The organism is Paracoccus simplex (genome assembly GCF_042648325.1).
Taxonomy (GTDB): domain Bacteria; phylum Pseudomonadota; class Alphaproteobacteria; order Rhodobacterales; family Rhodobacteraceae; genus Paracoccus; species Paracoccus simplex.
Genome location: NZ_JBHRXE010000006.1, coordinates 2,515 through 22,577, shown reverse-complemented (window position 1 = coordinate 22,577; position 20,063 = coordinate 2,515). Strand labels below are relative to the sequence as shown.

At 68.2% G+C, this 20,063-nt stretch carries 15 protein-coding genes and 1 other RNA gene; 9 read left to right on the top strand and 7 right to left on the bottom strand.

Features of this window, described 5'->3' with window-relative positions; translation table 11 throughout:
- Window positions 1-11 precede the first annotated feature (11 nt).
- From ACFOMP_RS02140 to ACFOMP_RS02125, 4 genes are all read right to left on the bottom strand, one after another.
- Window positions 12-686: a methionine ABC transporter permease gene (locus ACFOMP_RS02140; protein WP_289893449.1), complete on the bottom strand. Its 675-nt coding sequence runs from the start codon at window positions 684-686 to the stop codon at window positions 12-14.
- A complete protein-coding gene (locus ACFOMP_RS02135; RefSeq protein ID WP_379027718.1) occupies window positions 676-1,722 on the bottom strand; it encodes a methionine ABC transporter ATP-binding protein in 1,047 nt (348 codons plus the stop codon). The genes ACFOMP_RS02140 and ACFOMP_RS02135 overlap by 11 nt, the downstream gene beginning before the upstream one ends.
- A 132-nt stretch (window positions 1,723-1,854) precedes the next feature.
- On the bottom strand, window positions 1,855-2,589 hold the full coding sequence (gene tpiA / locus ACFOMP_RS02130; protein WP_379027717.1) for a triose-phosphate isomerase: 735 nt from the start codon (window positions 2,587-2,589) through the stop codon (window positions 1,855-1,857).
- Between the two features lie 82 nt (window positions 2,590-2,671).
- Window positions 2,672-3,040 (bottom strand): HesB/IscA family protein, encoded by a 369-nt coding sequence (locus ACFOMP_RS02125; protein WP_289893452.1) that lies wholly within the window; start codon window positions 3,038-3,040, stop codon window positions 2,672-2,674.
- A gap of 191 nt (window positions 3,041-3,231) precedes the next feature.
- On the opposite strand from ACFOMP_RS02125, the gene rpsD reads away from it, so the two are divergent.
- Both rpsD and ACFOMP_RS02115 read left to right on the top strand, forming a co-directional pair.
- Complete coding sequence (gene rpsD / locus ACFOMP_RS02120) at window positions 3,232-3,852, top strand: 30S ribosomal protein S4 (protein ID WP_289893453.1); 621 nt, start codon at window positions 3,232-3,234, stop codon at window positions 3,850-3,852.
- 204 nt (window positions 3,853-4,056) lie between these two features.
- Window positions 4,057-4,665 carry a hypothetical protein gene (locus ACFOMP_RS02115; RefSeq protein WP_379027716.1) on the top strand — a complete coding sequence of 203 codons (609 nt, stop codon included), beginning with the start codon at window positions 4,057-4,059 and terminating at the stop codon, window positions 4,663-4,665.
- A 136-nt stretch (window positions 4,666-4,801) separates the two neighbouring features.
- Here the strand turns inward: ACFOMP_RS02115 and acnA are convergent, their stop codons facing one another.
- A complete protein-coding gene (acnA, locus tag ACFOMP_RS02110; RefSeq protein ID WP_379027715.1) occupies window positions 4,802-7,573 on the bottom strand; it encodes an aconitate hydratase AcnA in 2,772 nt (923 codons plus the stop codon).
- A gap of 258 nt (window positions 7,574-7,831) precedes the next feature.
- Between acnA and ACFOMP_RS02105 the strand changes: the two genes are divergently transcribed.
- The 7 genes from ACFOMP_RS02105 to rpmG all read left to right on the top strand — a co-directional run bounded on the left by ACFOMP_RS02105 (window position 7,832) and on the right by rpmG (window position 15,489).
- Complete coding sequence (locus tag ACFOMP_RS02105) at window positions 7,832-8,989, top strand: DUF1223 domain-containing protein (protein ID WP_289893456.1); 1,158 nt, start codon at window positions 7,832-7,834, stop codon at window positions 8,987-8,989.
- Window positions 8,990-9,058: 69 nt separating this feature from the next.
- A complete protein-coding gene (locus tag ACFOMP_RS02100) occupies window positions 9,059-9,664 on the top strand; it encodes an inner membrane-spanning protein YciB (protein WP_289893457.1) in 606 nt (201 codons plus the stop codon).
- Between the two features lie 68 nt (window positions 9,665-9,732).
- On the top strand, window positions 9,733-10,929 hold the full coding sequence (gene metZ, locus ACFOMP_RS02095) for an O-succinylhomoserine sulfhydrylase (RefSeq protein WP_289893458.1): 1,197 nt from the start codon (window positions 9,733-9,735) through the stop codon (window positions 10,927-10,929).
- 3 nt (window positions 10,930-10,932) lie between these two features.
- Window positions 10,933-11,997, top strand: a complete 1,065-nt coding sequence (folE2, locus tag ACFOMP_RS02090; RefSeq protein WP_379027790.1) for a GTP cyclohydrolase FolE2 — start codon at window positions 10,933-10,935, stop codon at window positions 11,995-11,997.
- A gap of 59 nt (window positions 11,998-12,056) precedes the next feature.
- Window positions 12,057-14,447 carry an ATP-dependent helicase gene (locus ACFOMP_RS02085; RefSeq protein WP_379027714.1) on the top strand — a complete coding sequence of 797 codons (2,391 nt, stop codon included), beginning with the start codon at window positions 12,057-12,059 and terminating at the stop codon, window positions 14,445-14,447.
- A 294-nt stretch (window positions 14,448-14,741) separates the two neighbouring features.
- Window positions 14,742-15,109: RNase P RNA component class A (gene rnpB, locus ACFOMP_RS02080), an RNA gene on the top strand.
- A 212-nt stretch (window positions 15,110-15,321) separates the two neighbouring features.
- Window positions 15,322-15,489 (top strand): 50S ribosomal protein L33, encoded by a 168-nt coding sequence (rpmG, locus tag ACFOMP_RS02075; protein WP_101752137.1) that lies wholly within the window; start codon window positions 15,322-15,324, stop codon window positions 15,487-15,489.
- A 259-nt stretch (window positions 15,490-15,748) separates the two neighbouring features.
- Here the strand turns inward: rpmG and ACFOMP_RS02070 are convergent, their stop codons facing one another.
- Both ACFOMP_RS02070 and ACFOMP_RS02065 read right to left on the bottom strand, forming a co-directional pair.
- Window positions 15,749-18,985 (bottom strand): error-prone DNA polymerase, encoded by a 3,237-nt coding sequence (locus ACFOMP_RS02070; protein ID WP_379027713.1) that lies wholly within the window; start codon window positions 18,983-18,985, stop codon window positions 15,749-15,751.
- The coding region (locus ACFOMP_RS02065) for a DUF6504 family protein (protein WP_379027712.1) at window positions 18,985-20,063 on the bottom strand (1,079 nt) is incomplete at its 5' end. The genes ACFOMP_RS02065 and ACFOMP_RS02070, both read right to left, overlap by 1 nt.

The window sequence follows — 20,063 nt, the reverse complement described above, 5'->3', positions numbered from 1 at the left end:
GTCCTTTCCGGTTATCGGCCCCGGTTGCGGGGCGCGCGTTTGTCGAAACGGGCGGCGATCCATTCGCCGGCCGATTGCACCAGTTGCACCAGCACGATCAGGATCACCACGACGGCCAGCATCACCTCGGGCATGAAGCGCTGGTAGCCGTAGCGGATGCCGAGATCGCCCAGCCCTTCGCCGCCGACGGCGCCGACCATGGCGGAATAGCCGATCAGGCTGACCACGGCCAGCGTCAGGCCCAGGATGATGCCGGGCATCGCCTCGGGGATCAGCACCTTCCTGACGATCTGGCCCGGCGTCGCGCCCATGGCGCGGGCGGCCTCGATCAGGCCGGCATCGACCTCGCGGATCGCGGTCTCGATCAGGCGGGCGATGAAAGGGGCGCTGGCGATGGTCAGCGGCACGATGGCCGCGGTGGTGCCGATCGAGGTGCCGGCGATCAGCCGCGTGAAGGGGATGATCGCCACCACCAGGATGATGAACGGGGTCGAGCGCGCCGCGTTCACGATCAGCCCGAGGACGGTGTTCAGCCAGGGCGCCGAGAGCAGTTCGCCCCGGCGCGAGGTGGCGAGGAACACGCCCAGCGGCCCGCCGATCAGCGTGCCGAGCAGGGTGGACATGGCGACCATGTAGAGCGTCTGCAGCGTCGCCTGCCACAGGATCGGGATCAGGTTAGCCGACATGGCCAAGCACCTCGGTCAGAAGCCCGTGTTCTTCCAGGAAGCGGCGCGATTCCTCCAGTCTCTGGGCGGGCAGGGCGACGATCAGGCTGCCGAAGGGCCTGGTCCCGATCTCCTCGATGGCGCCGGCGAGGATGTTGACGCTGACGCCGCGTTCCGAGGTCAGCCGGGCCAGCATCGGGTCGGTGGCATGGCTGCCGATGAAGGTGATCTGCACCACGGCCTCGGCCCCGGGGCCTTGCGGCGTCTCGTGCATCTGGTCGGCGACGAATTGCGGCACGGCGACGCCGGTCACGCCGGTCAGGAACGAGCGGGTGGTGGCATGGACGGGCTTCGAGAACACCTCGTAGGTTCCGCCGGCCTCGACGATGCGTCCGCCCTCGATCACCGCGACATGGCTGCAGATGTCGCGCACCACCGCCATTTCGTGGGTGATGAGCAGGATGGTCAGCCCGAGGTCGCGGTTGATGGCCTGCAGCAGGTCCAGCACCTGCCGCGTGGTGTCGGGGTCGAGAGCCGAGGTCGCCTCGTCCGACAGCAGCACGCGCGGGCCGGTGGCCAGCGCCCGGGCGATGCCGACGCGCTGCTTCTGCCCGCCCGAAAGCTCGGCCGGATGGCGTCCGGCCTGGGCGGTCAGGCCGACCCGCTCGATCAGTTCCGCGACGCGGGGAGCGATCCTGGCGCGGTCCTCGCCGGCGATCTCCAGCGGCAGGGCGATGTTCTCGGCCACGGTGCGGCTGGCCAGCAGGTTGAAATGCTGGAAGATCATCCCGACCTCGCGCCGGATGCGGCGCAGGCTGGCGTCCGAGGCGGCGCCGACGTCGCGCGCGTTCACGATCACCTTGCCGGCGCTGGGACGTTCCAGCCCGTTCACCATGCGCAGCAATGTCGATTTTCCGGCGCCGGACCGGCCGATGATGCCGGTGATCGCGCCCTGCGGCACGTCCAGCCAGATGTCGTGCAGCGCCACGACGTCGCTGCCGCCCTTTTGCGGATAGCGGCGCGTCACGCCCTGAAATGAGATTGCCGGCCCTGTCATCGCCCCTGCCTTGACTGTCAGGCGAGACCTATGCCCGCCGGGCCGGGCTTGGCAAGGGGCTGGCGGTCCGCAAAACGGCAATGCCATTCCAAAGCGGGCCGGCCGGATGGAATGGCGTTCCTTTCGGGCCCGTTACGCTGCGGAAAGCGCGACGATGATCGGGCCGAAATCGGCCGCCTTCAGGCTGGCGCCGCCGACCAGCGCGCCGTTCACATGCGGGATGGCAAAGATCTCGGCCGCATTGCCCGGCTTGACTGAGCCGCCATAGAGCAGGGCGAAGTCGGCGCCGTCGGCGAAGCGCGCCGACAGGCGGTCGCGCATCAGCGCGTGCACCTCGGCGATCTGGCCGGAGGTCGGCGTGCGGCCGGTGCCGATGGCCCAGACCGGCTCATAGGCGATCACCGTGTTCGCCGCCGTGGCGCAGTCGGGCACCGAGCCGGCGAGCTGGGCCGAGATCACGTCCAGCGTCTCGCCGGCGTCGCGCTGCGCTTCGGTCTCGCCGACGCAGATCACCGCGACCAGGCCCGCCTCATGCCCGGCGACGGCCTTGGCGGCGACCTGGGCGTCGGTCTCGGCATGGTCGGTGCGGCGCTCGGAATGGCCGAGGATGACGTGGCTGGCACCCGCGTCGCGGAGCTGCGCGGCGGCGATGTCGCCGGTATGCGCGCCCGAGGCTTTCGCGTGGCAATCCTGGCCGCCGGTGGCGATGCCCTTGGCCGCCATGGCCTGGACCAGCGTGGCGGGCGGGCAGATCAGCACGTCGCAGCCGGGCGCCGGGTGATCGGCCAGCAGCCGGTCGATCTCGGCCAGCGAGGTGAGGGTTCCGTTCATCTTCCAGTTGCCGGCGGCGAGTTTGCGCGGGGCCATCTGCCTCTCCCATGTTGTGCTGCGAGGGGCTTAGGCCGGCTGCCGGGGCGGATCAAGGATGGGTGCGCTAACGCGGCGAAACTCAGGCGCGGGCGGCGCTGCCGGGCAGGGCGAAGCTGACCGATTCGCCGCAGCCGCAGGCGTCGGTCACGTTCGGGTTGCGGAACTTGAAGCCGGATTCGAGCATGCCGGTCTCATAGTCGATCTCGGTCCCGAACAGGAACATCTGCGCGGTGGGGGCGATCAGCACCCGGGCCTGACCCTGTTCGACGACCTCGTCGCCGGGTTGGGCGGCCTCGGCCAGTTCCATGGTGTATTCCATGCCGGCGCAGCCGCCCTTTTTCAGGCCGATGCGCAGGCCGCTGGCGGATTTCGCGGCCATCAACCGGGCGATCTGCCGCTCGGCCGCCTGGGTGATGGTGACGGGGGACTTGCCGGGGATCGAAAACATCTCGGGCCTTTTCTGTTCGCTGCCTTTCATTTAGGGGCAACGGAGCCGCCGCTCAAGGGGTGCTTGACACCGGGCGCGGGGCGGCTATAAGCGCCGCTTCATTGGTGTTGGTGGACCCCGCAAGGGGAACCCTGTCGGGCATTATGCCAAAGGACAACGCCCTTCGACAACTGACAAGAAGGAGATCAGCGATGACCAAACGCACCGCTGCCAAGTACAAGATCGACCGCCGCATGGGCGAGAACATCTGGGGCCGCGCCAAGTCGCCGGTGAACAAGCGCGAATACGGTCCCGGCCAGCACGGCCAGCGCCGCAAGCAGAAGCTGTCGGATTTCGGCACCCAGCTGCGCGCCAAGCAGAAGTTGAAGGGCTATTACGGCGATCTGACCGAGAAGCAGTTCCGCCGCATCTATGCCGAGGCCGAGCGCGTCAGGGGCGATACCGGCGAGAACCTGATCGGCCTGCTGGAGCGCCGCCTGGACGCGGTGGTCTATCGCGCCAAGTTCGTGCCGACCATCTTCGCCGCCCGCCAGTTCGTGAACCACGGCCATGTCGAGGTGAACGGCAAGCGCGTGAACATCGCCTCGTATCGCGTGAAAGAAGGCGATGTCGTCTCGATCCGCGAGCGGTCGCGCCAGTTGGCCATCGTGCTGGAAGCCGTGGGCCTGGCCGAGCGTGACGTGCCGGACTATCTGGAAGTGGACCACAACAAGATGACCGCGGCCTTCGTGCGCACTCCGGCCCTGGGCGACGTGCCCTATGCCGTGCAGATGGAGCCGAACCTGGTCGTCGAATTCTACGCGAAGAACTGATCCTTTCCGGGATCGCAGCGTTTTCAGGCCGTCCCTTCGGGGCGGCCTTTTCTTTTGCCGCGCCGTTGCCGGGGTATTTGGAAAACGGTGAGGCGGATCACCCGTTCACAATCCGGAAAGCCCGGGTCCGGCGGCTTGCATGGCGGCGGCGCTTTGGCGAAAACGGCCGCGCGAAGAGGATGCGGAAAGGACATGGAGAAGGCGATGCGCGGGCTTGTTGTGGCTTTGGTGTTGGGAGTTGCGCTGCCTGCCGTGGCGCAGGAAAAGCCGGCAAGGGACGAGCGGCTCTGGACCTGCGAGACCTCGATCGCCGGCGAGAAGACCGAGATCAATTATGTCCGCGATGCCGAATTCCGCGAGAATGTCGGCCGGCTCGAGAAGAACTTCTCGGGCTGGGGGCGGATCTCGTGCCCCGGCTATGTCACCCTGCGCGAGATCCTGCGGCGCAACGCCATGGGGGATGACGGCAGCTATTGCCTGCTCTGGGACAAGCAGAACGACACCTATATCGGCGCGCAGAAAGGCCCGCGCAAGAGCAATGCGCTGTGCCGCAAGACCTTCTGCGAAAGGGTGAATTCGGCGCGGCAGGCGACCTTCCGCAATGCCAATGCGCTGGCGGTGGCGGGCTATGACGCGGTAACGCAGCGGCCCGGCGCCGCGATCCTGGCGGCGGGCTCGGGCCAGATGGTCGGCACGCTGGAGGCGGCGGGGGCGGCGGCCATGGGCATGGCCGCCTCGCCGGTGGCGGTCGGCTCGATGGTGATCGGCTCGGCCGCCGTCGGCGGAAGCATGTGGTATTGCGCCGAGGAATAGGCCGGCGCCTTCGACCGTTCCCGAATATTCCTGCAAGGGCTCTGCCAGGCGCCCCGGCGTCTTCGTTCCGCAAGGGTCCGCCAGCGAAAAGGCCGCCCCCGAAGGGACGGCCCGTTGCGCATGCCGGGAATGCGGATCAGGCCCGGGCCAGGTTGCGCAGCACGTAATGCAGCACGCCGCCGTTTTCGAGATATTCGATCTCGACCTCGGTATCGACGCGGGCCTTGATCTGGATCACCTTCTCGCTGCCGTCGGCATAGCGGATGGTGCAGGGCACCAGCGACAGCGGCTTGAAGTCGCCTTCCAGCCCGTCGATCGACATCACCTCGTTGCCGGTCAGGCCCAACGTCTTGCGGTTGTCGCCGCCGGTGAACTCGAAGGGGATCACGCCCATGCCGACCAGGTTCGAGCGGTGGATGCGCTCGAAGCTTTCGGCGATGACCGCCTTGACGCCCAGCAGGTTGGTGCCCTTCGCCGCCCAGTCCCGCGACGAGCCGGCGCCATATTCGATGCCGCCGACCACGACCAGCGGGATGCCGGCCGCCTTGTAGGCCATGGCGGCGTCGTAGATCGAGGTCTCGCCGCCATCCGGGCCCTTGGTATAGCCGCCCTCGACGCCGTCCAGCATCTCGTTCTTGATGCGGATATTGGCGAAGGTGCCGCGCATCATCACCTCGTGGTTGCCGCGGCGCGAGCCGTAGCTGTTGAAGTCCTTGGGCGCGACCTGGCGCTCGGTCAGGTATTTGCCCGCGGGCGTCGTCGGCTTGAACGAGCCGGCCGGCGAGATGTGGTCGGTGGTGATCATGTCGCCCAGAAGCGCCAGGACCCGGGCGCCGTGGATGTTGTGGATCGCGCCCTTGTCCCTGGACATGCCCTGGAAATAGGGCGGGTTCTGGATATAGGTCGAGCTGGGCGGCCAGTCATAGGTCTCGCTGTCGGTGACCTCGACCGCCTGCCAGCGCTCGTCGCCCTTGAAGACGTCGGCATATTTCTCTTGGAACATCTCGCGGGTGACGACGGTCTCGACCAGTTCCGCGACTTCCTTCGAGGTGGGCCAGATGTCCTTGAGGAACACCGGCTGGCCGTCCTTGCCATGGCCCAGCGGTTCGGTGGTCAGGTCGATGTTCATGTCGCCGGCGATGGCATAGGCGACGACCAGCGGCGGCGAAGCCAGATAGTTGGCGCGCACGTCGGGCGAGATCCGGCCCTCGAAGTTGCGGTTGCCGGACAGGACCGAGACCGCCACCAGGTCGTTCTCGTTGATCGACTTCGAGATTTCCGGCTGCAGCGGCCCCGAGTTGCCGATGCAGGTGGTGCAGCCGAAGCCGACCAGGTTGAAGCCGAGCGCGTCCAGGTCGTCCTGCAGGTTCGCCGCTTCCAGATATTCCGCCACCACCTGCGAGCCGGGGGCCAGCGAGGTCTTGACCCAGGGCTTGCGGGTCAGGCCGAGCGCGCGCGCCTTGCGGGCGACCAGGCCCGCGGCCATCAGCACATAGGGGTTCGAGGTGTTGGTGCAGGAGGTGATCGCCGCGATCACCACCGAGCCGTCGTGCAGCTGGTAATCCTGGCCCTCGACCGGGCCGGACTTGTAGCCCTCGTGATGGCCGGGCAGGTCGCTGGGGGCCGGGGCGCCGCCTTCGCCGTTCCAGCGTTTCTCGGCCGTGACGGTGGGCTCGGGCAGCTTGCGGGTGCCGCAGATATATTTGCGGAACTCGAAGGCCGAGTCGGTCAGCGCCACATGGTCCTGCGGCCGCTTGGGCCCCGAGATCGCCGGGACGACATCGCCCTGGTCCAGTTCCAGCGTCGAGCTGTAGACCGGCGCGTAATTGGCGCCGCGCCAGAAGCCGTTCTCCTTGGCATAGGCCTCGACCAGGGCGATGCGGGATTCGTCGCGGCCGGTCTGGCGCAGATAGCGCAGGGTCTCGTTGTCGATCGGGAAGAAGCCGCAGGTGGCGCCGTATTCGGGGGCCATGTTGGCGATGGTGGCGCGGTCGGCCAGCGGCATGTGGTCAAGGCCGTCGCCGTAGAATTCGACGAACTTGCCGACCACGCCGTGCTTGCGCAGCATCTGCACGACCTTCAGCACCAGGTCGGTGGCGGTCACGCCCTCGCGCAGCGCGCCGGTGATCTTGAAGCCGACCACCTCGGGGATCAGCATGGAGATCGGCTGGCCCAGCATCGCCGCCTCGGCCTCGATGCCGCCGACGCCCCAGCCCAGCACCGCCAGGCCGTTGACCATGGTGGTGTGGCTGTCGGTGCCGACCAGCGTGTCGGGATAGGCGACGGTTTCGCCCTTCTGGTCGGTATCGGTCCAGACGGTCTGGGCCAGGTATTCCAGGTTCACCTGGTGGCAGATGCCCGTCCCCGGAGGCACGACGCGGAAATTGTTGAAGGCGTTCTGCCCCCATTTCAGGAAGGTATAGCGTTCCAGGTTGCGTTCGTATTCCAGCTCGACGTTGCGCTGGAAGGCGCGGGGGGTGCCGAATTCGTCGATCATCACCGAATGGTCGATGACCAGGTCCACCGGGTTCAACGGGTTGATTTTCTGCGGGTCGCCGCCAAGCGCCTTGATGCCGTCGCGCATCGCCGCCAGGTCCACCACCGCCGGAACGCCGGTGAAGTCCTGCATCAGCACCCGGGCCGGGCGATAGGCGATCTCGCGCGGGTTCTGGCCACCCTTTTCCGCCCATTCGGCAAAGGCCTTGATGTCGTCCACGCTGACCGTGCGGCCGCCATCCTCGAAGCGCAGCAGGTTTTCCAGCACGACCTTCAGCGAAGCCGGCAGCTTCGAGAAATCGCCCAGTCCCGCTTCCGTCGCGGCGTCGATCGAGTAATAGGCATAGGATGCGCCGCCCACCTCGAGCTGGCGGCGCGTCCTTGCGGTGTCGGTTCCGGTTTCGATGGGCATGACTCGGCTCCCTATCCTTGAAAAAGGTGGCTGAATGGCGGTGCTGCCTGCCATTTGCCCCTTTTCCGGATGGGGTTCAAGGGGGCGGGACAGGCGTTGTATGCCATTGTATGCCAATTTTTTGCTGCGACTGCAAGATGTGGGCTTTCCATCACGGTCACGCCAAGGGAACGCGGTGCTAACAAACCATTGATTTGTCGTTCCCGCGGCCGGCGGGTTAGCTGGGGCGGGATCGGAAGGGCCGGGAATGCACGGAATATGGCGGTGACGCGCGACAAGACGACATCTCGGGGGCGACAGGGCCGGCCGGCCCGGCTTCTGGGCATGGCCTGCGCGGCCTGGATCATGGCGATGGGGGCGGGTGGCCCGCTGCTGGCGCAGGACGCAGGGCTGGGCGGGGCGGCAGATCCCGGCCTGTCAGGGTTTTCCGCCGCGCCGCAGTCCGGCCCCGCGGCGGGTCTTGGGCCCGAGTCGGGCTGGACCGGACTGGACGCCCCGGCCGGCGGGCCCGCGCATGCCGATGCCGTCACCGACCCCTTTGCCGCTACCGGCCCCGCCGCCGCCGAGCCGGAACCGGCGGATGACGGGGTGATCGGCCTGATCGAGGCGCCCGAGGGCCTGCCCGGCATGCCTGCCGAGCTGCTGCCGCCGGGCATGCAGGTCAGCGATTTCGCCGCGCCGGGCGTGGCCTCCTTCGCCGAGGTGCAGGCGCGGCGGATGTTCGGTCCCATCGACCATCCGCCGGTGGTGGTCGAGCTGTTCACCTCGCAGGGCTGTTCCTCTTGCCCGCCCGCCGACGAGATGCTGGCCGACCTCGCCGACCGCGAGGATGTGCTGGCGCTGTCCTGGCATGTCGATTACTGGGACTATCTTGGCTGGGCGGACGAATTCGCCCGCCCCGAATTCACCCGCCGCCAGCAGGCCTATGCGCATCAATCGGGCGAACGCGCCATCTACACCCCGCAGATGGTCGTGGGCGGTACCGACACGCTGATCGCCCTGCGCCCGGCCGAGCTGATGGGCTTGCTGCAGGCGCAGATGGCCCGCCCGCCGATGGTCATGGTCTCCTCCAGCAACCGCGAAGAAGGGGGCTATCGCATCGAGCTGACACCGCGCGGCGCCATCCGCGACCGGGTGGCGATCATCCTGGTGCGCTATGCGCCGGCACGGAAGGTCGAGATCAAGGCCGGCGAGAATCGCGGCATCGCGCTGGATTATCGCAATGTCGTGCTGGCGGCCGAGCGCATCGCGGAATGGGATGGCCGGGCGCCGCTGCGCCTGACGGTGAAGCCGGATCCGCGCAGCGGCGACGCCTTCCCCGCCGATACCCGCCACGCCATCCTGGCGCAGGAGCTGGGCGCCGGCGATCCCCGCTCGGCCAGCGGGCCGATCCTGGCGGCGATCCGGCTGGACTGACGCGCGCCGCTTGCGTCGCGGCCGCGCCCGGGGCAAAACCGCGCCACCCCGGCATGAGAGGAACCTGCCTTGACCGAAGCCCGCAAGATCAATCCCTGGCTCAAGGCCGCGCTGGAATTCGGCCCGCTCATCCTGTTCTTTCTCGTTTTCTCGCGTTTTCGCGACCATGCGGTCACGCTGGCGGGGCGGGAATATTCCGGCTTCATCCTCGCGACTCTGGTCTTCATCCCGGTCCTGGTGCTGACCACGCTGGCTTTGTGGCGGCTGACCGGCCGGCTGTCGCCGATGCAGATCGCCACTCTGGTGCTGGTGGTGGTCTTCGGCGGGCTGTCCGTCTGGCTGAACGACCCGAAATTCTTCAAGATGAAGCCGACGATCATCTACCTGATCTTCGCTGCCCTGCTGGGCATCAGCCTGGCGCTGCGCCGCAACTGGCTGCAGCTGGTCATGGCCGAGGCGCTGCCGATGAGTGCCGAGGGCTGGCGCATCCTGACGCTGCGGATGGCGGCGCTGTTCCTGGGCCTGGCCGCCGCGAACGAGGCGGTCTGGCGGCTGATGTCGGAAACCGCCTGGGTCAATTTCAAGACCTTCGGCTTGCCGGCGATCATGGTGGTGTTCTTCGTCGCCAATGCCCGGCTGTTCGAGCGCCACGCGCAGCCTCGCGACGGCGAATAGCGCCCGCTGCGCCCTTGCGCGGTTGTCCGGGCGGGAGTAACCGGAGCTTCTGACCATAGGAGCGAGCCATGTCCCAGGAGTCGAAGTCCCAGGAGTCGAACCAGCCCTTGCAGCCGCGCACCCGCGCCATTCATCACGGCATCCGTCGCAGCCAGTATGGCGAGATGGCCGAGGCGCTGTTCATGACCCAGGGCTTTTCCTATGACAGCGCCGAGCAGGCCGAGGCGCGCTTCATCAAGGCCGGCCCGGACGAATTCATCTATGCCCGCTACGGCAATCCGACCTCGCGCATGTTCGAGGACCGGATCGCCAATCTTGAAGGCACCGAGGATGCCTTCGCCACCGCCAGCGGCATGGCGGCGGTCAACGGGGCGCTGATGTGCTTCCTGAAGCCGGGCGATCACATCGTCTCGTCGCGGGCGCTGTTCGGCTCCTGCCTCTACGTGCTGGACGTGCTGGCCCGCTTCGGGGTCGAGGTCTCCTATGTCGACGGCACCGAGCTGGAACAATGGCGCGCCGCGATCCGGCCCGGCACGAAGGCGGTGTTCTTCGAGTCGGTGTCGAACCCGACGCTGGAGGTGGTGGACATCGCCGGCGTGGCCGAGCTGGCCCATGCGGTCGGCGCGCTGGTGGTGGTGGACAATGTCTTCGCCACCCCGGTCTATTCCCGCGCCGTCGCGCAGGGCGCCGACGTGGTGGTCTATTCCGCGACCAAGCATATCGACGGCTCGGGCCGCTGCCTGGGCGGGGTGATCTGCGGCACCCGGCAGTTCGTGCGCCAGGTGGCCGAACCTTATCTGAAACATACCGGCGGCGCGATCAGCCCCTTCAACGCCTGGCTGATGCTGGGCGGGCTGGCGACGATGGAGCTGCGCGTGCGTGCCCAGACGGAAAGCGCCCTGCGCCTTGCCACCGCCTTGAAGCAGGAGCCCAAGGTCGCCCGCATCCTCTATCCGGGTCTCGCCGATCACCCCCAGCACGATCTGGTGCAGCGGCAGATGGGGGCGGGCGGCACCATGGTCGCGGTCGATCTGGGCAGCAAGGAGGCGGCCTTCTCGGCGATGAACCGGCTGCGCGTCTTCCAGATCTCGAACAACCTGGGCGACGCGAAATCCATCGTCACCCATCCGGCGACCACCACCCACCAGCGCCTGTCCGAGGAGGTGCGTTCGGGTCTCGGCATCACCCCCGGCCTGCTGCGCCTGTCCATCGGACTCGAAGATGCCGGAGACCTGATCGCGGACCTTCGCCAGTCGCTAAGCTGACACATTGGCACCCGAACTTGCCGGGTGCCTCTTTCCTTTCCGGTCACGAGTCCCCAAATTGTTGCCGACCGCCAAGCGAGGACGACCATGACCGAGGCCCGCCCCGTTGCCACCGACCGCGCCTATCCGGCGCTGAACCGCGAATATCCGGCCGATTTCCGGGTGGATGACCGCTACAAGGCCAGCCTGCCGGACCTGCAGAATGGTCCGGCCAGCCTGATCGTCGGCGCCCGCGCGCCGATCCAGCATGTCGGCATCTCGAATTTCCGCCTGCCGATCCGCTACCAGACCCGCCCCGATTCGGCCGATCATGGCGGCGAGATCACGCTGGAGACCTCGGTCACCGGCACCGTCAGCCTGGAAGCCGACCGCAAGGGCATCAACATGAGCCGCATCATGCGCTCGTTCTACGCCCATGCGGACAAGCAGTTCTCGATGGGGGTGCTGCAGGCGGCGCTGGACGACTACAAATCCGACCTCGACAGCATCGACGCCCGCATCCAGATGCGGCTGAGCTACCCGATGCAGGTCGAATCGCTGCGCTCGGGCCTGTCGGGCTGGCAATATTACGACATCGCGCTGGAACTGGTCGAAAAGGCCGGGCAGCGGCTGCGGATCATGCATTTCGACTATGTCTATTCCTCGACCTGCCCCTGCTCGCTGGAACTCAGCGAGCACGCCCGGCAGATGCGCGGCCAGTTGGCGACGCCGCATTCGCAGCGCAGCATCGCCCGGATCTCGGTGGTGATGCAGGGCGACACGCTGTGGTTCGAGGACTTGGTGGCGCTGTGCCGCCGGGCCGTCGCCACCGAAACCCAGGTCATGGTCAAGCGCGAGGACGAGCAGGCCTTCGCCGAGCTGAACGCCGCGAACCCGATCTTCGTCGAGGACGCGGTGCGCGCCTTTGCCGCCGAACTGATGGCCGAGCCGCGCATCGGCGATTTCCGCGTCGTCGCCAGCCACCAGGAATCGCTGCATTCGCATGACGCGGTTTCGGTGCTGACCCAGGGCGAGACCTTCGCCCATGCCAGCCTGGACCCCGCGATCTTCGCCGGCCTCAGGGCGTGATGTGAACAAGGCGTGAACACGGGCTTTCCCGACGCGCCGGCAGCGGCTATGGTGCGGGCATGAGCAATTTCGACGACTCGGATGCCTTCGAGGCCGCAGCCGCGCCGGTGCCGCTTTCACAACGCGCCCTGGGCGCGCGGCCGGCGCCCTATCTGGACGGGCTGAACCCGGCGCAGCGCGACGCGGTCGAGGCGCTGGACGGGCCGGTGCTGCTGCTGGCCGGCGCCGGCACCGGCAAGACCCGGGCGCTGACCACGCGCATCGCGCATCTGCTGAATCTCGGCAAGGCACGACCGGGGCAGATCCTGGCCGTGACCTTCACCAACAAGGCCGCGCGCGAGATGAAGGACCGCATCGGCCGGCTGCTGGGCGAGATGGTCGAGGGCATGCCCTGGCTTGGCACCTTCCATTCGATCAGCGTCAAGATCCTGCGCCGCCATGCCGAACTGATCGGCGATGCCGAGCTGCACCTGAAGCCCAGCTTCACCATCCTCGACACCGACGACCAGATCCGGCTGCTCAAGCAGCTGATCCAGGCCGAGAATATCGACGAAAAGCGCTGGCCGGCCCGGCAGCTCGCGCATCTGATCGACGGCTGGAAGAACCGCTGCCTGTCGCCCGCCAGGCTGCCCCGGGGCGAGGAGCGCGCCTTCGACGGCCGCGGCGGGCGGCTTTACGCCGCCTATCAGCGCCGGCTGCTCGAGCTGAACGCGGTCGATTTCGGCGACCTGCTGATGCATTGCGTGAACCTGTTCCAGGCGCATCCCGACGTGCTGCGGACCTGGCAGGACCGGTTCCGCTATATCCTGGTGGACGAATACCAGGACACCAACGTCGCGCAATACATGTGGCTGCGGCTGCTGGCGCAGGCGCATCGCAACATCTGCTGCGTCGGCGACGACGACCAGTCGATCTATGGCTGGCGCGGCGCCGAGGTCGGCAACATCCTGCGGTTCGAGAGCGATTTCCCCGGCGCCCAGGTGATCCGGCTGGAACAGAACTACCGCTCGACCCCGCATATCCTGGCCGCCGCCTCGGGGCTGATCGCGGCCAACAAGGGGCGGCTCGGCAAGACGCTGTGGACCGACGCGACCGAAGGCGAGCCGGTGCGGCTGATCGGCCATTGGGACAGCGAGGCCGAGGCGCGCTGGATCGGCGAGGAGATCGAGGCTTTCCACGGCGGCCACCGCCACAGCGTCGGCCGGCGCAGCCTGAACGACATCGCCATCCTCGTGCGGGCCAGCCACCAGATGCGGGCCTTCGAGGACCGCTTCATGACCATCGGCCTGCCCTATCGGGTGATCGGCGGCCCGCGCTTCTACGAACGCCAGGAAATCCGCGACGCCATGGCCTATTTCCGGCTGGTGGTCAGCCCCACCGACGACCTGGCCTTCGAGCGCATCGTGAACGTGCCCAAGCGCGGCCTCGGCGACAAGGCGGTGCAGACCATCCAGCGCGAGGCGCGGGACCGCGGCCTGTCGCTGCTGGAGGGCGCGGCCTCGGCCGTGGCCGCCGGCGCGCTTGGCGGCAAGGGTGCCGGGGCGCTGCGGCAGTTCACCGAGGCCATGGGCCGCTGGCATGCCGATGCGCTGGACAGCCGGGTGCGCCATGTCGAGCTGGCCGAGCGGATTCTGGACGAATCCGGCTATACCGCCATGTGGCAGAACGACAAGTCGCCCGATGCGCCGGGGCGGCTCGACAACTTGAAAGAATTGATAAAGGCGCTGGAAGAATTTGAAAACCTTCAGGGTTTCCTCGAACATGTCGCGCTGGTCATGGACAATGACAAGGGCGAGCAGTCCGAGGAGGTCTCGATCATGACGCTGCATGCCGCCAAGGGGCTGGAATATCCCGTCGTCTTCCTGCCGGGCTGGGAGGACGGGCTGTTCCCCAGCCAGCGCAGCATGGACGAAAGCGGCATGAAGGGGCTCGAGGAGGAGCGCCGCCTCGCCTATGTCGGCATTACCCGCGGCGAGGAAGTGGTGACGATCAGCTTCGCCGGCAACCGCCGCATGTATGGGCAATGGCAGTCCTCGCTGCCCTCGCGCTTCATCGACGAGCTGCCCGAGGATCATGTCGAGGTGCTGACGCCGCCCGGCCTTTATGGCGGCGGCTACGGCGCGGCGGCGCAGCCTTTTGCGCAATCGGTGATGCACGAGCGCGCGGCGCGGGCGGATGTCTATAATTCGCCGGGCTGGAAACGCATGCAGGAGCGGTCCGCCGAGCGTACACAGCCCGTACACCGCACGCCGGTCGTCATCGACGCCGAGCCGGCGGCGCGGTTTGCGGTCGGTGACCGGGTGTTCCATCAGAAGTTCGGCAACGGCACGATCATGGGCATCGCCGAGGACACGCTGACCGTCGAGTTTTCCACCGGTTTCAGGACCATCAAGGCGGGCTATGTGCAGCCCGCAGCGCAGGCGGGCGGGCTGGACAACGTGCCGTTTTGAAGCGCGGCGCGCACCGCCTCGGCCAGCGCCGCGATCGGCCGGCCGATCAGCCGCGACGGGATGCGGCCGTCGTCCGGACCGTGCCGCCGCATGCGGGATAGGCGCTGACGCCCCTGGGGCACGAGGCGGCGTCGCGGGTTGGCGTGCGGCCGGGCTGGATCGAGGATCGCGGCTCCGGAGCGCGCGGGGCTGGACGCGAGCCTGACCCTTTCACCGTTTCTTCAGTACCCCTGCGGCGGCGCGACCGGCGCGGCGCTTGACCTTGGCCGCCACCGGTTCTATCTGCCTTGCTGCGCGGATGGCCGGATGACCGCGGCGGCAACGTCGAGGAAAGTCCGGACTCCATGAAGGTACGGTGCCGGGTAACGCCCGGCGGGGGCAACCCCAGGGAAAGCGCCACAGAGAACAGACCGCCCATGCGCGCATGGGCAAGGGTGAAACGGTGGGGTAAGAGCCCACCGCGGGGCTGGCAACAGGCCCGGCACGGCAAGCCCCACCGGGAGCAATGCCGAATAGGGACCGCGCGTCGCAAGACAGGGCCGCCTTCGCCCCAGCAGGTCCGGGTTGGCAGCTAGATCCCGTCAGCAATGGCGGGGCCAGAGGAATGGTCATCGAAGGGGGCGACCCCGGAACAAAATCCGGCTTACAGGCCATCCGCGCAAATTTCCCCGCATCCCGCCGATACGGCCGGCTGCGGGGCGTCCGGCAGGGCGTCCGGCGGTCCGTTCCAGGCCAGGCGTTTTTCGCCGCGAAGCCGCCGATTTCCGGCCGATTCCCGGTTGACTCCGTCGGTTCTGCCGCTAAAAGGCGGGCTTCAAGAGAATTCCACGGGGTCCGCGCCACGCGTCTTTGCCCCGCAGCAGGAGCGAAACAGATGGCGAAGCCGACGACGATCAAGATCCGTCTGAACTCGAGCGCCGGGACCGGGCACTTCTATGTCACCAAGAAGAACGCCCGCACGATGACCGAAAAGATGACGGTCAACAAATACGACCCGGTTGTGCGCAAGCATGTCGAGTACAAGGAAGGCAAGATCAAGTAAGATCTGCCCCTGACGGAAGAACTTTGGAACCGCGTCCCGCAAGGGGCGCGGTTTCCGCATGGGCGCGGATCAGGGTCGCGGGCCCGATCCGGCGCGGCTTTGCCAGGGCTTCGGCTGGCATACGCGGGAATCCCTGCCCGCGGGCGGGGAAGGCGGCCGTCCGGGCTTGCGCTTGCGCGCGCAGGCAAAGCCGGTTCGGGGGCAGGGCCCGCGCGGCTCCAGCCGTTTCTGCCGCTGCAAGGCGCGCTGGCCCGGCCGGCTAGTGAAAATCCCGCGATCTGGGCAGGATGCGCACCTGGCGCGGATGGCTGGGCCGGGGCTGGGGCAGCGCGGCCGGCGCCTCTCCGGCCAGGCGCAGCAGCGCGTCGGACCGGTCGCCCAGCCCATGCGCGACGATATGGGTCACGCCCTCGGCGCGCTGGAGCCGGCCCTGGACCTCGAGCAGGCGGGCGGTCATCACCACCTTGCGGAACTGCGCGAAGGTCTTTTCCCAGATCACCAGATTGGCCACGCCGGTCTCGTCCTCCAGCGTGACGAAACAGGTGCCGTTGGCGCTGCCGGGGCGCTGGCGCACCAGCACGATGCCGGCCATGCGCAGGCTGGCCCGGTTCGGCAGGGCGGCAAGGTCCGCGGCCGAAACATAGCCCTGCGCCGTCAGGCTGCGGCGCAGGAAGGCCATGGGATGCGCTTTCAGCGACAGCCGCAACGTCTGGTAATCGGCGGTGACATGTTCGCAAAGCGGCATGGCGGGCAGGGTGACGGCGGGCTCGGCCCCCTCGTCGCGGCGTCCGAACAGCGGCAGGTCCGGCGCATCGCGCAGCGCCCGCGCCTGCCACAGCCCCGCCCGCCGGTCCAGCCCCATCGAGCGCAGCGCATCCGCCGCCGCGATCAGCCGGATGGCCCGGGCATCGAGCCCGGCGCGGGTCTTGAGATCGGCCAGGTCGGCATAGGGTTCGCTTCGCCGCGCCTTCTTGATGCGCTCGGCCAGCGGTTTCGACAGCCCGTCGATCTGGCGCAGGCCGAGGCGCAGGGCGAAACTGCCGTCGCAGGGCTCCAGCGTGTTGTCCCATGCGCTGATGTTCACATCGGCCGGCAACACGCCGACGCCGTGGTCGCGGGCGTCGCGCACGATCTGGGCGGGCGCGTAAAAGCCCATCGGCTGGCTGTTCAGCAGCGCCGCGGCAAAGGCGGCCGGGTGATGGCATTTCAACCAGGCCGAGACATAGGCCAGATGCGCGAAGGCCGCGGCATGGCTTTCCGGAAAGCCGTAATCGCCGAAGCCCTTGATCTGGTTGAAGCAGCGTTCGGCGAACTCGCGGTCATAGCCGCGTTCGACCATCTTGCCGACCATGCGGCCCTGCAATCGCCCGATGGTCCCGCGCGAGCGGAAGGTGGCCATGGCCTTGCGCAACTCGTCCACCTCGTCGGGAGAGAATTGCGCCGCGACCATGGCGATCTTCATCGCCTGTTCCTGAAAGATCGGCACGCCTTCGGTGCGAAACAGGATGTTCTTCAGCTCGTCCGGGTCGCCATCCCGGGGACCGGGGTAGTCGACCGTCTCCAGCCCGGCCCGGCGGCGCAGATAGGGGTGGACCATGTTGCCCTGGATCGGCCCGGGGCGGACGATGGCGACCTGGATCACCAGATCGTAGAATTCCTTGGGCTTCAGGCGCGGCAGCATGGCCATCTGCGCCCGGCTTTCGACCTGGAAGGTGCCGATGCTGTCGCCTTTTTGCAGCATGGCATAGGTTTCCGGGTCGTCCCGGTCGAAATCCGACAGCGTCAGTGTCTTGCCGTAATGCACCCGGACCAGTTCGAAGCATTTGCGGATGCAGGTCAGCATCCCCAGCGCCAGCACATCGACCTTGAGGATGCGCAATTCGTCGATGTCGTCCTTGTCCCATTCGATGAAGCTCCGCTCCGGCATGGCGGCATTGCCGATGGGCACGGTCTCGGACAGCGGCCCCTCGGTCAGCACGAAGCCGCCGACATGCTGGGACAGGTGGCGCGGCATGCCGATCATTTCCTCGGCCAGCCGGACCGTGCGCCGCAGCAAGGGGTCGTCCAGGTCCAGTCCCGCCTGATCGGCCGAGGCGGCGGGGATGTCCTTGCCCCAGCTGCCCCAGACCGTATCGGCCAAGGCCGAGGTCACGTCCTCGGACAGGCCCATGACCTTGCCGACCTCGCGGATGGCGCTGCGCGGGCGGTAATGGATCACCGTGGCGCAAAGTCCGGCGCGGTGGCGGCCGTAGCGCTTGTAGATGTGCTGGATGACCTCCTCGCGCCGCTCATGCTCGAAATCCACGTCGATGTCGGGCGGCTCCTTGCGGTTCTGGCTGATGAACCGCTCGAACAGCAGCTCATGCTTGGCGGGATCGACCGGGGTGATGCCGAGGACGTAGCAGACCGCCGAATTGGCCGCCGAGCCGCGGCCCTGGTTCAGGATGCCCTGGTCTTCGGCATAGCGGACGATGTCGTGGATGGTCAGGAAATATTGCGCGATCTTCTTCCCGCCGATCAGCGCCAGTTCCTTTTCCAGCGTGGCGCGGACCTTCCCGGGCACGCCCGCCGGATAGCGCCAGGCCGCGCCCTGCCAGGTCAGGTTTTCCAGATGCTGCTGCGGCGTCAGGCCCGGCGGCACGCTTTCGCGGGGATATTCGTATTGCAGCTCGTCCAGCGAGAAGCGGCAGCTGTCGGCGATCTGGCGCGTGGCGCGGATGGCATGGGGCCAGTCGGCGAACAGCCGCGCCATCTCGGCCGGGGGCTTCAGGTGACGTTCGGCATTCTGCGCCAGCAGCAGCCCGGCCCGGGCGATGGTGGTGCCCGCGCGGATGCAGGTCATCACGTCCTGAAGCGGCCGGCGGTCGGGGGCGTGGTAATGCACGTCGTTCACCGCGACGATCGACAGGCCCGCCGCCCGCGCCGCCCGGTCAAGGCGGTTGATCCGCGCCCGGTCGTCGCCGCGGTAAAGCCAACTGGCCGCGACATGCGTGAGCTGCGGCAGCCGCGCGGCAAGGTCGGGCAGGGGGGCAAGATCCTTGCCCGGCAGCCAGATCAGCCGCATCCCCCGGGCATGGCCGGCCAGATCGTCGAGGCTCAGGTCGCAACGGCCCTTCTGCTGCCAGTTCCCGTCCAGATCGTGCCGTCGGCCCTTGGTGATCAGCGCGGCGAGCTGGCCATAGGCCGCGCGGTCGGTCGGATAGGCCAGGAAAGCGGTGCCGTCCGCCAGCACGATCCGCGCCCCGATCACCGGGCGCAGTTGCAGCTTCCTGGCCGCGGCATGCAGCCGCACCACCCCGGCCAGGCTGTTCAGGTCGGCGATCCCCAGCGCGTCATAGCCCATGAGATGCGCCGCCAGCGCCAGCTCGCGCGGGTGCGAGGCGCCGTGCAGGAAGCTGAAGGCGCTGGTCACCGCCAGCTCGACGTAATCCGCGGGCGGGTTCGGGTGCTCGACGGGGGGCAGCGGGATCTCGGGGCGGGCATGATGGTCGGGCATCAGGCGAAGATCCCGTGCAGGAACCAGCGCGGCGTGCCGCCGCGGCCGTCATGGACCAGCCCCTCGCGATAGATCCACAGCCGCAGGCCGCTGTCGTCCTCGATGCGGAAATAGTCGCGCAGCCGGGTGCCGGGGCGGTCGTGCCACCATTCCGGGGCGATGCGCTCGGGCCCGGCATGGCGGGCGATGCGCAGGGTCTGGCGGCGCCAGAGGAACTGCGCCGGCGGCCCCTCGGGGATGGCGTACAGGACGCGGATCTCCTCGGGCGGGGTCAGCAGGCGGATCGGCCGCTCGGGGCGGGCGGGTGGGGCGGGGATGGTGGCCAGCGGCGGGCCGGGCGTCTGGGCGCGTTCGGGGACATGGCTTTCGCGCGGCAGCGGGCGGCTGATCGCCGCCGTGCCGAAGCGCGCCGCCAGCCGGTCCACCAGCCGCGCCAGCGCCAGCCCCTGGGGTGCGGCGCCGTCCAGGCCGGGCTGGGCCTGGGCCAGCGGCTCGACGGCCTCGGCGGCCAGGCGGATCAGGTCGAAGCCATAGCCGGGGTCCAGCCGCTCCAGCCGGCCGTCGAACAGGCGCAGCAGATGGCCGGGTTCGCGCGTGGGCGCCGCCATGGCGACGCGGATGTCGCGCCGTTCGCCATCGACGCGAAACACCGACAGGCAGAGCCGCCGGCAGCCGCGATCCGCCGCCGCCATCTGCGCGCAAAGTGTCTCCAGCAGCCCGGGCAGCCAGTCCGAGGGGTCCATCACCGGCTCGGCCAGCCGGGCCTCGGCGGCGAATGCCGGTGCGGGCTCGGGCGCGTCCAGCGGCTCGGCCGCGCGCCCCAGCGCCTGGTCGAGGCGGATCAGCGGATTGTCCTGCGCCGCGGCGCGGGCAAAGCGGCGCATCAGCGCCAGCCGCGGAATCGCCGCCAGATCGCCAATGGTCTTGAGCCCCAGCCGGCGCAGCAGCAGCAGGGTTTCACCCGAAAGCCGCAGCCCGGCGACCGGCAGCGGCGCCAAGGCCGGCAGCGGATCGGTGCAGAGCGCCCGCTCGGGCCCGAAGCGGGCCAGCGCCCAGGCCGCGCCGCGCGTCGGCGCCA